The sequence below is a fragment of the Pseudomonas kurunegalensis genome (assembly GCF_030291635.1).
Lineage (GTDB): Bacteria > Pseudomonadota > Gammaproteobacteria > Pseudomonadales > Pseudomonadaceae > Aquipseudomonas > Aquipseudomonas monteilii.
This window is the reverse complement of record NZ_CP127871.1, coordinates 217,160-228,596: the sequence shown is the minus strand read 5'-3', so window position 1 is coordinate 228,596 and position 11,437 is coordinate 217,160. Positions and strand designations below refer to the sequence as shown.

Annotated in this window: 7 protein-coding genes; all 7 read right to left on the bottom strand. The window is 62.5% G+C overall.

The annotated features are described in order from the left end of the window. Positions 1-7: 7 nt before the first annotated feature. On the bottom strand, positions 8-526 hold the full coding sequence (locus QQ992_RS00920; protein ID WP_286111961.1) for a toxin-activating lysine-acyltransferase: 519 nt from the start codon (positions 524-526) through the stop codon (positions 8-10). A 9-nt stretch (positions 527-535) separates the two neighbouring features. Further along, positions 536-2,230 carry a ShlB/FhaC/HecB family hemolysin secretion/activation protein gene (locus QQ992_RS00915; protein WP_286111960.1) on the bottom strand — a complete coding sequence of 565 codons (1,695 nt, stop codon included), beginning with the start codon at positions 2,228-2,230 and terminating at the stop codon, positions 536-538. A gap of 233 nt (positions 2,231-2,463) precedes the next feature. After that, complete coding sequence (locus QQ992_RS00910) at positions 2,464-3,765, bottom strand: response regulator (protein ID WP_286111959.1); 1,302 nt, start codon at positions 3,763-3,765, stop codon at positions 2,464-2,466. A 138-nt stretch (positions 3,766-3,903) separates the two neighbouring features. Beyond that, the gene (gabT, locus tag QQ992_RS00905) at positions 3,904-5,181 is read right to left on the bottom strand and encodes a 4-aminobutyrate--2-oxoglutarate transaminase (protein WP_105947416.1); all 1,278 of its coding nucleotides are present in this window, start codon (positions 5,179-5,181) and stop codon (positions 3,904-3,906) included. Between the two features lie 182 nt (positions 5,182-5,363). After that, positions 5,364-6,806, bottom strand: coding sequence for an NADP-dependent succinate-semialdehyde dehydrogenase (gene gabD / locus QQ992_RS00900; RefSeq protein WP_286111958.1), 1,443 nt, complete (start codon positions 6,804-6,806; stop codon positions 5,364-5,366). A 484-nt stretch (positions 6,807-7,290) separates the two neighbouring features. Continuing rightward, positions 7,291-8,967: an aryl-sulfate sulfotransferase gene (locus QQ992_RS00895; protein ID WP_286111957.1), complete on the bottom strand. Its 1,677-nt coding sequence runs from the start codon at positions 8,965-8,967 to the stop codon at positions 7,291-7,293. Positions 8,968-8,984: 17 nt separating this feature from the next. Beyond that, on the bottom strand, positions 8,985-11,321 hold the full coding sequence (locus QQ992_RS00890; RefSeq protein WP_286111956.1) for a TonB-dependent receptor: 2,337 nt from the start codon (positions 11,319-11,321) through the stop codon (positions 8,985-8,987). Between the last annotated feature and the right edge of the window lie 116 nt (positions 11,322-11,437).

The following is an 11,437-nucleotide window of genomic DNA, read 5'->3' as shown; positions in this document are numbered from 1 at the left end:
TTGCAGGTCAGGCAGCGGTGACGACGGGGTGGGCGGCAAACCAGGCACGGGCCTGTTCGGGGATCACGCCGATGCCATGAAATGTCTTGATCTTCAGGCCACGCTGTTCGCCCTTATGGTAGAGCGCGCGGGCGCAACTGTTGGGGAACACGCGGCTTAGCAACAGCCGGCTCAGCGCCTCGGTGTGGCCAAACGGCGCAACCCAGTCGTTGACCCACAGACGCTGGCCGCTGCACCAGTCAGCGTCTTCCATCTCGATGGGCGAGCGTGTCAGGTAGCGGCGCTCGGCGGCCTCGTCCAGGCTTAGCCACGACAGGTAGAACACCGGTTTGCCACCCTCGCTGCCCAGCACGAACTGGCGGTGCTTCAGGGCCGGTAGCAACAGGCTCGACAGGGTGTGCAGCGGCACGTCACGGTGCGCCTGGGAGTGCATCCACAACCAGGTGGCGCTGCCCAGCGCCGTGGCCTCGTTCCAAGGCTCGTCGAACACGCCAGGGGCCGTGATTTCAAAGGTGTCGAATCGCATGATGGCCACTCAGAAAGACAACGCGACGGTAAAGGCGCTGGTGAAGTGGGCAGTCTCGAAACCGTCCGGCTTTTTCAGCGGCGTGCCCCATGACCAGTCGTAGGACAGGTTGCGGTACCCGCCGCGTACTCCCACCACAGCGCCGGCCAGGCGCCGGCCAACCAGGTAGTCGGCGGAATTGCCGCCCACCTCGCCGTAATCGACACCGGTGTAGAGCTCTTGGCCGCTGCTGCCCAAGGCCAGGCCCAGTTCGTTGCTCAACGTCCAGCCGCGGTCGGCGGCCAGGATGTTTTCACCATCGAAGCCACGCACGCTGTAGCGACCACCGATGCTGAAGCGGTCCTGGGGAACCAGTTCGGTGCGGTTCCACTGTGCGCGCCACGCACCCAGATAACGCCAACGCTGGTCATAGGCGCTGAACGGCACTTGCCACTGGGCATCGGCCAGGATGATTTTCGAGCGCGACGAGCCGTCCCCAATCGCCTCTTCAGGGGCCTCCAGCGAACCATGGGCACCGGTGCCACGGCGGTAGCTGGCCCCCAGGTCGAGCGTGGCAGGCCCGATAAACTCGCGGTGGTTGAAGCCCGCCTGCCAGCCAGCCATGCGTCGGTGCTGTTGCTGGATCTGCGTGTCATCGATGAAATTGTCGGACGAGCGCGTCCACAGGCTGCTCCACAGCGTGGTCTTGCGCACGGCATCGCGGTAAACCAGGCGCGACAGGCGCAGTTCGTTGTTACGGCTCTCGCCACGGTACTGGAAGCTCTGGTTAACCCCGGCCACATTCTGGTGGTAGTCGTATTCACTGCTGGTCACCGCCAGCTGCCAGTAACCAAGCGGCACCGAGTAATGCAGCGTATGGCCCTTGGAGCCTTTGTCGCCCGACTCGCCACCGCCCAGGTCATGGTTGAAACTGGCGTAGAACAGGTCGTTGAGACTCAACGGGTTGTCCAGCGACAGCGCGACAGCGCCCTGGTATTTGCCGGTTGTCTTGCTACCGCCGTTGTCCACTGACAGGCTCAGGCGCGCCGGGAAGCGCTGGCGCCATGCAATGATCACATCACTCTCACCGGGCTTGGCCTTGTGACCGCTGGCGGGGGCAATGCGGATATCGGCTTCTGCTGTGGGCACACGCTTGAAGTTCTCCAGCGCTTGCTCGATATCGCGCAGGTTCAACAGGTCTCCGGGCTGGGCCGGCATGGCGTTCCACAGGTTGGCGCGGCGGCTTGTGCCTTCGGCAAAACGGATATCACCAATGCGCCCCGGCAGCAGGGTCAGTACCAGGATGCCGCTGCTCAGGTCTTGTGCTTCGGCCAGTACACGGGTGGTGACGTAACCCTTTTCGATAATCGCATTCTGCAAGCGCTTCATAGTGAGGTTGATAGCACCCGACCCCAGGCAGCGCCCCAGCGCCGGGTCACCGTTGGGGTTGGCCGCCGCCAGGGCCCACTGGAACTGCTCGGCGGCGTCGCCGATCAGCCGAATATCGTTGATCCTGAAGCACGGGGTTTCTCGGGCGGGCAGTATTCCGTGTGCGGTGGTGGGCGCGTCCAGGCGCACATCCGGCTGGGCTTCAAGCTGCTCACGCAATGCCCGTTCGCGCTGCTGTTGGCGCAGCAGTGGGTCGTCGGCTGTGGCAGCAAGGCTGCTTTGCGCTGCGCTCAGGCAGCCGGCCAGCAGGAGCAGGCGGAGGGCGATGGTAGGCATATCACATCCTTGTGGACCGATAAGTACGGAAGCGTTTATCGGGCGATGTGACGGGCGAGAGCAGGAAAAGTTGCAGCAGATGGGAAGAAAATTGGTGAAAAATAGCTTTTTGTGAAGCAATTCCCACACGAAAAGTCGTGTTTTGTCGCAACTAACACAAAATGAAGCAGCGGTCTGGTAGCGGGTTCAGGGCGCTGCGCGGCCACCCTGGGGCGCACAGCGCATGCACACGCTCAAGCGGTTGGCTCGGTTGGCTCGGGCTGCTCGGGGGGCGTCGGTTCGTCGATTTTCAAGGGTGCCTCGGCCAACTGCACGGGTTTCGCTTCGGGGTTTTCCACCTTGCGCAGGCGGCTCAACTCCGGCAAACCCAGCTTGAGCAACCGCGCCGTCTTGCCGCTGGCTACCTTCTCCATCCCCTGCTCGGCCGGCAGCCGCGACAACTGCCCAGCCAGGTTCATGGCCAGAATCTCCCGCGAGTAGACGCCACCGCCAAGCTGGTAAATGGCCGCGATCAACTCCCGCAGCGCCAACGGCAAGCGCCAGCGGGTGCGCAGCGCCGAGCCGAACGCCGCACCGAATTCATTAAGCGACAGCTGCACCTTGTCCTCGTCCAGCTCGCCGCCGGCCAGGCGCCACTCCTGCAGGCAACGCAGCACCGCCAGGTCACCCAGGCAATGCAGCAAGCCCGCGCAATAGCAACGTCCTTCGTCCAGTTCGAGCATGCGCGCCAAGGTACGACCATACTCGGCAGTATGCAGCGACAGGTCCCAGTAACGGGCCGCATGTTCCGCCAGCAACGGGTCGCTGAGGCGTGCGCTGCGCTTGAGGGTCATGCCCAGGATCAGGTTCATGCTCTGGGTACTGCCAAGCTTGTTCAAGGCCTGCAGCAACGTTTGTACCGGGGCGTCACGGTGCAGCGCGGCGCTGTTGGCGGCGGCAATCAACACGGCGGTAACCTGAGGGTCGTTACGCACTTCCTCTTCGAGCACCTTCAGGTTCAGGCCCTGGGGGTTGAGCGCTCGCTTGATCGCCACCTGCACATCGGCCAACAGCGGCCCACCATCGGCGGTAGCACGGCGCTGCTCAAGGTAAGCGGGCAGGCTGGCGCCAGCCTGCAAGGCCGGCGCCACCGGGCAGGCGATCTCTTCGCCAACCGCCACCAGCAGCTCTTCCAGGCGCTTGCGCAGGTTATCCAGGTTCAGTGGTTTGCTCAGGTAGGCGGTAGGGTGCAAAGGCAACGCCTCGCGCACACTGGCGCTGTCGCTGCGGTTGCTCATGAGGATAAACGGCAAGCCCGGCCCTTTGGCGCGGACCTTGCGCAGCAGGTCCAGGCCGTCGACACCGGCCAGCTCGCGGGCGGCGATGATCAGGTCAGGCTTGTTGGCCAACAGGTTGAGTGCCTGCGAGCCGTCGGCGCATACCTGCAGCCGGGCATCACAGCGCACGCTGAGCAGCATCTCGCTGAGCATGTCACGTACCCAGGGATCGCCCTCGACAATCAGTACGTTTGGTGCGGTGGGGTTTGCAGCGCTCATCGCCAACAGCTCCTGATTAGCCTGACACACAGTCCGTCGCAGCTTCCAAAGCAAATCCTCCGCTAACGATAGCGCCCCATGGCTTTTCTGGGCACAAAAAAAACCCGCCGAGGCGGGTTTTTTCTGAAGCGTGTCACATCAAGCGAGTTCAGCGAAGCACTCTTCGATGATGGCCAGGCCTTTGTCCAGCAGGGCGTCTTCAGCAGTCAGCGGTACCAGGATACGCAGGACGTTGCCGTAGGTGCCGCAGGACAGCAGGATCAGACCCTTGTCGCGTGCCTTGGCAACAACCTGGCCAACAGCAGCAGCGTTCGGGGTGTGAGTGCCTTTCTCGAAGACTTCAACAGCAATCATCGAGCCCAGACCACGGACGTCGCCGATGATCGGGAACTTCTTCTGGATTTCGCGCAGGCCAGTGGTCAGGCGCTCACCCACAGCCTTGCTGCGGTCCAGCAGTTTTTCTTCTTCGAACACTTCGATCACGGCCAGGGCCGCGGCGCAAGCGATCGGCGAACCGGCGTAGGTGCCGCCCAAGCCGCCTGGCGCGATGGCGTCCATGTATTCGGCCTTGCCGCACACACCGGCCAGCGGGAAGCCGCCAGCGATGGATTTGGCGAAGGTGGTCAGGTCAGGCGCAACGCCCATCTGTTCCATGGCGAAGAAGGTACCGGTACGGCCAGCGCCGGTCTGTACTTCGTCGGCGATCAGCAGGATACCGTGCTTGTCGCACAGCTCGCGCAGGCGCTTCATCAGCTCTTTCGGCGCTGGCAGGAAGCCGCCTTCGCCTTGTACTGGCTCGAGGATGATCGCGGCGATGTCGCGTGGCTCGGCGTCGTTCTTGAAGATGCGCTCGACCGAAGCGATGGCGTCGTCAACGCTGATACCGTGCAGTTCGCTCGGGAACAGGGCGCGGAAGATGCCGCCTGGCATCAGGCCCATGCCAGCGGAGTACGGCACGACCTTGCCGGTCAGACCCAGGGTCATCATGGTACGGCCGTGGTAGCCGCCGGTGAAGGCGATGACGCCAGCGCGGCCAGTGGCAGCACGGGCGATTTTTACGGCGTTTTCAACGGCTTCGGAGCCGGTGGTGACCAGCAGGGTCTTCTTGTCGAAGTCGCCTGGTACCAGCTTGTTGATCTTTTCGCACAGCTCTACGTAGGGTTCGTAGGCCAGCACCTGGAAGCAGGTGTGGCTGACTTTGGTCAGCTGATCTTGCACGGCTGCAACCACTTTCGGGTGCAGGTGACCGGTGTTCAGTACTGCGATGCCGCCGGCGAAGTCGATCAGTTCGCGGCCTTCAACGTCGATCACGGTCGAGTTCTTCGCGGTGTCGACGAAGATCGGGTGGATTTGGCCGACGCCACGTGGGACGGCAGCTACACGACGTTGCATCAAGGATTCGTTGGTCTTGCTCATAATGCCCTCATTGCGCCGACAGGAATGGCGCTTTTATTCGGGGGTGGCTGGGAGTGCTCGCGAACAGTATTCGTTGATCGACTGCCGCAAACGCCCTGGCCACCAGGTACTGCGATGTAAAAAAGGCCAGCGAGACGTCGCTCTCGCGCCCCGCTGGCAGAGGTAAAGCCTTTACCGTGCTATCAGACGCTGATGCACAGGTATTTGATTTCGAGGTAGTCCTCGATACCGTACTTGGAACCTTCGCGGCCCAGGCCCGAAGCCTTGATGCCACCGAACGGTGCCACTTCGTTGGAGATCAGGCCGGTGTTGATACCCACCATGCCGTATTCCAGGGCTTCGGCAACACGGAACACACGGCTCATGTCGCGGGCGTAGAAGTACGAAGCCAGGCCGAACTCGGTGTCGTTGGACATGGCGATGACTTCGGCTTCGTCTTTGAAGCGGAACAGCGGCGCCAGTGGGCCGAAGGTTTCTTCCTTGGCGACGGCAGCGGTCTTCGGTACGTCGACCAGGATGGTCGGCTCGAAGAAGTTGCCTTCGATGATCTTGCCACCGGACAACACCTTGGCACCTTTGCCAACGGCGTCTTCGATGTGTTCCTGAACCTTGGCGACAGCTTTGCCGTCGATCAGCGGGCCAGTGGTGGTGCCTTCTTCCAGGCCGTTACCGATCTTCAGCTTGGCGACAGCGGCGGCCAGCTTCTGGGCGAACGCGTCGTAGACGCCGTCCTGCACGTAGATACGGTTGGCGCAGACGCAGGTCTGGCCGTTGTTACGGTACTTGGAGATGATCGCGCCCTCGACCGCCTTGTCCAGGTCGGCGTCGTCGAACACGATGAACGGGGCGTTGCCACCCAGCTCCAGGGAAACCTTCTTGATGTCCTTGGCGCATTCTTCCATCAGCTGGCGACCGATTTCGGTCGAGCCGGTGAAGGACAGTTTGCGAACCAGGGAGTTGCCGGTCAGCTCGCCGCCCACTTCGCCAGCGCTGCCGGTAACGACGCTCAGCACGCCAGCCGGGATACCGGCACGGTGGGCCAGCTCGACCAGGGCCAGGGCGGAGTATGGGGTTTGCGAAGCAGGCTTGAGCACCATGGTGCAGCCAGCGGCCAAGGCCGGGCCGGCTTTACGGGTGATCATGGCGGCCGGGAAGTTCCACGGGGTGATGGCCGCGGTAACGCCGATTGGCTGCTTGATGACGATCAGACGCTTGTCTGGCTGGTGGCCAGGGATGGTGTCACCGTAGACGCGCTTGGCTTCTTCGGCGAACCACTCGATGAACGAGGCGGCGTAGGCGATTTCGCCCTTGGCTTCGGCCAGTGGCTTGCCTTGCTCGGTGGTCATCAGGCGAGCCAGGTCGTCCTGGTTCTCGATCATCAGTTCGAACCAGCGACGCAGCTTGGTCGAACGCTCTTTGGCGGTCAGGGCACGCCAGGCCGGCAGGGCCTTGTCGGCGGCTTCGATGGCGCGGCGGGTTTCCGCGGTGCCCATCTTCGGCACGGTACCGATGACTTCACCGGTGGCCGGGTTGGTCACCTTGATGGTCTGGCCGTTGTCCGCATCCAGCCACTCACCATTGATATAGGCTTGCTGGCGGAACAACTGAGCGTCTTTGAGCTGCATGTCGGCTTCCCGAATTGTTGATTGTTGAAAAGCGCCCAAGGCAGGGCATCGAGCGTTTGAAATCTCAAACGAATGCTAAGCGGCTGCTGGGGTGTTGGACAATAGGCTGTTCGAAAAAAAGAACGAATGGTTGAACACCCCGTCCGGAAATGTCGCTTCAGGTTAGACGATCGAGCGGAGGGAAATGTGAAAAGTGGGGCACGCCGTGGGATTTTTGGCACTTGTGAGATCGAGCGCCGCCCGCGCGGCGCATCGCGAGCAAGCTCGCTCCTACATCTGTTTCGGGCCAGTTATTCCTGAGGCGGAGGCGCGCGGCCCCTTGGAGTCCACCTCGATATTGCGTGGAACAAACAAGGCGGTCGCGCGCGTTGGCGCAGGCGTTACTGGCCCGAAAAAAATGTAGGAGCGAGCTTGCTCGCGATGCGCCGCGCGGGCGGCGCTCGATCTACGCACCCACACAAAATCTACGTCAGGCCTACCAAGCTCAGAACGCCTTGGCCAGGTCGATCACCAGTGCCCGGTAGCCGACACTGCCCGGCTGTCGGCTGTGCACCTTCAGTTCCACCAGCACCTCCTGGGTCCCACGCCGTACCTCGTTGAGCACGGTCGTGGTCAGCTTCTCCGGCGTCAGGAAGTTTACCGAAGCCGAGTAGATGAACTGGGTATCAGTCTCCGGCCGGTAAGCCACCACCGAAGTGACCGGGCTGTACCACTCGTCACCGCGCTCCTTGCCGTATTCCCACACCTGCTCGACCGTGCCCTTGGCCTCGTCGATGCGGTATTCCACTGCCCGGCTGTAGTTGCCGCTCAGCTTGGTCGGTGCAAAGTCACGGCCCCAGCCGTTGTCGAACACGGTCAGCGTACCCTTGCCGGTCAGCCAGGCCGTGTGCTGGGTCCAGGACCAGTCGAAACCCTCGCTTTCGACCGGTTTCAGTACCTTTTCACGCAGATGTTGCGGCCAGCCTTGGGGCGAGGCCAGAATCCATTTCACCTGCTTGTCGCGGCCGATCTTCGCCACGCCCTGGTGCCGTGCTGAAACGATGATGCTGTCGTCATCGGCGTCGTAGTCGATGGCATTGACGTGTGCCCAGTTACGCCCGGTACCCACGCCCGGGGTATCGCCAAAGGGCAGATCACCCTCGGCCAGTTCGTTGGCCAGCCGGTCGTCCTGCTTCTGCACGCCCTCCGGCAGCTGAATGGCGGCCTTGCCCAAGGTTTCCAGCAAGTCGCCTCGATACGGATCGAGGATCTGGTTGAGGTCCCAGAAGTCCAGCACATCCCCGGCCTCGTTAACCTCGATGATGTGGTCGCGTATCGAACGTACGCGCTTACCGTCCGGGCGGCGATAGTCGCTGGTACCCACCCGCAGCAGATAAGTGCCATTGGTGGTCTCGCGGATTTCATGGGAGAAATCCGCGAATTTGTCGGGCAGCGTGCGCTGCCAGATGCGCCGCCCCAGCAGGTCGTACTTGGAATAGGTCTGGCCCTGGCCCCAGATCAGCTTGCCATCGCGGGTCTGCTGGAAGCCCATGGTGCCACCCAGGCTGTCACGCCGGCTGGAGTCGTGGATCTGCTCGATATCCAGGTACCAGCGCACGTCGCCATTGGTGTCGGCGATCCAATTGTTGCCCACCTGGTCCCACTCCGCCGCACCGCCCAGAGCGTTCCACTTGAAGGCACGGCCACCCGGGATGTCACCTTGCAAGTGATTGAACAGGTAAAGGCGCTTTTCAAAGCCCGGCGCCACCTTGATCGGCTCCACTTCCGGCAACGCGGCGGTCTGCTTCGCCACCACCGGCAGGCGCACGGCCGGGGCGTAGATCTGGTACTGCTGGCGAATACGCTCGCCGTCCAGCTTGTAGGTCACTTCCACCTGGTTGACGTAATCCGGGTACAAACCGAACACCGGGATGCCGCCGTAGGTCCATAACGAGCGATCAGACACGTCATAGACAATGTCCACACCGCGCTCGCCGCGCCCCAGTACGCGCACATGCGCATCGCTCAGGCTGCGCCCACCGTCGCGGATAATCGCGGTCAGCGGTGCCAGCCGGTACGGGTTGACCACCACGTCGCCGAGCAGCGTTTCGTCGCGTTCCGGCACTTTCGCGGTCAGGCAGGCGCCTTCAGGCAATGCAGGGGTTTCAGTCTTGGCATTCATGGCAAAGCTCCTTGTGCTCAGAAGTCGTAACGGGCAGTTGCGCCGAAGGTGCGCGGGGTGCCGAGTACACCGGCATAGCCACCGTTGGCGGAGTTCCACAGGCTGGTGAAATAGGTTTTGTCGCCGGCGTTTTTCACCCACAGCGACAGGTCGACCACGCCGTCGCCCTGGTCCAGGCGTACGCCGGCGGAAAGGTTGACCAGCGCGTAGCTGGGGATCTGGCCGAAGTCGGAATCGTCGATGGTGCCCACCGCCTTCGAGCGGAAGGCGTAGCTGGCAGTGACGTAGGGTTCTACGTGCTCGGTGGCCTGCCACTTGTATTGGGTGTTGAGGTTGGCGATGTACTTGGAGGCACCGACCACCTGGTGGCCGGACAAGTCGCAGGTGGCGGTGGCATTGGCCAGGCTCACCTCAGGTGGGCACGGGGCATCCTTGTACTCGGTGTAGCGCACATCGTTCCACGAGCCGTTGAAGTTGACCGTAAGGCCACGGATTGGCAGCGCCGTGGCTTCGAACTCCAGGCCTCGCGAACGTACGCGACCGGCGTTGGCCAGGTACTGCACGCGGTTGATCTGGTCGTAGACGTTGGCCTGGTAGCCATGCACTTCAGCCCAGAACAGGTTGCTGTTGAGCTGCAAGCGGCCGTCGAACAGGGTGCTCTTCAAACCCAGTTCGGCGTTGTTGACCCGCTCGGTGCCCACCAGCAGCGAATCGGTACCCAACCGTGGCGCAGCACCAACGGTAAGGTTGACGCCGCCCGACTTCTCGCCGTGGGTCAGGGTGGCGTAGCCCAGCAACTGCTCGTTGAAGCGGTAGCTCAGGCCCAGCAGGCCGGAGGGGCTGAAGCTGTACTGGTTGAGGTCGCCCGAATCGTAGGCCCCTATCCGGGCCTGCCGCGCCGCTGCAGCAGCACCCGTTACAGCCGCACCGCCGCTTGGTGCATCGCGGGTTACCCAGGCGCTCTTCTCCTCATAGGTACCGCGAATGCCGGCAGTGAAATCCAGGCGGTCGGTGACATGCCAGGTGCCCTGGGCGAACAGCGCGTAGCTGTCGGTGTCGATATGGCCGTTGCCGATGGTGTCGACATTGTTCAAGGCACCGGCGGGCGTCAGGTTCCAGACATCCGCCTGCGGTCCGTAATAAGTGAAGGACTTGTTGTCCAGGTCCTGCTTGAAGTAGTACGCCCCCAGCACATAGTCGAAGGCGCCACCGGTGGGCGAAGCCAGGCGGATTTCCTGCGAGTACTGCTTGTCACGCACCGACACCCCGGCGCTGTAGAACACCGGCACGTTCAGGCCATCGTCGTTGCGCGGGGTGAAGTCCCACCAGCGGTAGGCGGTGATCGAGGTCAGGGTGAAGTCGTTGGGCAGCGTCCAGTTGGCCTCTACCGAGGTGCCGCCCTGGAACACCGTCACCTGCTGATCGGCGTCGAAATTGACCTTGCGGTCCTTGCCCGACACCAGCGTCGCGCCCGCTTGGGCGGCCAGGCTTTCGTAACGGTTGACGCCGTTGATGGTCGGGCCGGTGCTGTACAGGCTAAGGATGCCGTTGTTGGAATCCTCCTCGTTGTACTCGCCGATCCAGCGCAGGTTGAAAGTTTCGCTGGGTTTGAACAGCAACTGGGTACGAAAGCCCTGGCGCTTGCCGCCGTTGAGGTCGTCGCCGTTGTGGATGTTCTTCACATAGCCATCGTCTTCGGTACGGTAGGCACTGATGCGCCCAGCCAGCGTCTCGCTGATCGGCCCCGAGAAGCTGCCCTGAGTCTGCAGGTAGCCGTCTTCGCCAATCGACTGCTGGATGCTGCCCTCACGGTGGAAGGTGGGTTTGCGCGTGGTGATGTTCAGCACCCCAGCGGTGGTGTTCTTGCCGAACAGCGTGCCCTGCGGGCCGCGCAGCACCTCCAGTTGCTCCACGTCCAGCAGGTCGAACACCGCCATGCCGGGGCGGCCGAGGTAGACGTTATCCAGGTAGATGCCGACGCTGCCCTCCAAACCATCGCTGGCCGGGTTGTTGCCCAGGCCGCGGATCGAGATGCTCGACTGGCGGGCATGCACATAGGCGACGTTGGTGCTGGGCACCAGCTGTTGCAGATCCTGCACGCGGTAGATGCGCTGGGTTTCCAGGGTCTCGCTGTCCAGCACGCTGATCGGCGTGGGCACGCTTTGCGCGGTTTCTTCGCGGCGGCGGGCATTGACCGTGACGGTGCCAAGCTTGGCTTCCTGCTCCACCGCCGGGCTGGCGCTGACCGGTTCTTCGGCGAAGCTGCCAGAGGACGCCGCCAGCAGAACGCCAGCGGCCAAGGGTTGCAAGGTGAAACGCGACGCGCGCGCAGGCCAACGGGAAAGTCCGGACATGCAAATGCTCCTTGAGGCATGGGCCCTGGCGAGCATTTCCGTTGGCGGAACCGAATCGCGGTCAGTCGGGCTTATATTCTTTTAAGTGATATAAATATTTGCAATTCATATTTAGT

Coding starts and splice junctions, on each gene's coding strand:
- QQ992_RS00920 (WP_286111961.1), bottom strand. CDS start 526: ATGCGATTCGACACCTTTGAAATCACGGCCCCTGGCGTGTTCGACGAG.
- QQ992_RS00915 (WP_286111960.1), bottom strand. CDS start 2,230: ATGCCTACCATCGCCCTCCGCCTGCTCCTGCTGGCCGGCTGCCTGAGC.
- QQ992_RS00910 (WP_286111959.1), bottom strand. CDS start 3,765: ATGAGCGCTGCAAACCCCACCGCACCAAACGTACTGATTGTCGAGGGC.
- gabT (WP_105947416.1), bottom strand. CDS start 5,181: ATGAGCAAGACCAACGAATCCTTGATGCAACGTCGTGTAGCTGCCGTC.
- gabD (WP_286111958.1), bottom strand. CDS start 6,806: ATGCAGCTCAAAGACGCTCAGTTGTTCCGCCAGCAAGCCTATATCAAT.
- QQ992_RS00895 (WP_286111957.1), bottom strand. CDS start 8,967: ATGAATGCCAAGACTGAAACCCCTGCATTGCCTGAAGGCGCCTGCCTG.
- QQ992_RS00890 (WP_286111956.1), bottom strand. CDS start 11,321: ATGTCCGGACTTTCCCGTTGGCCTGCGCGCGCGTCGCGTTTCACCTTG.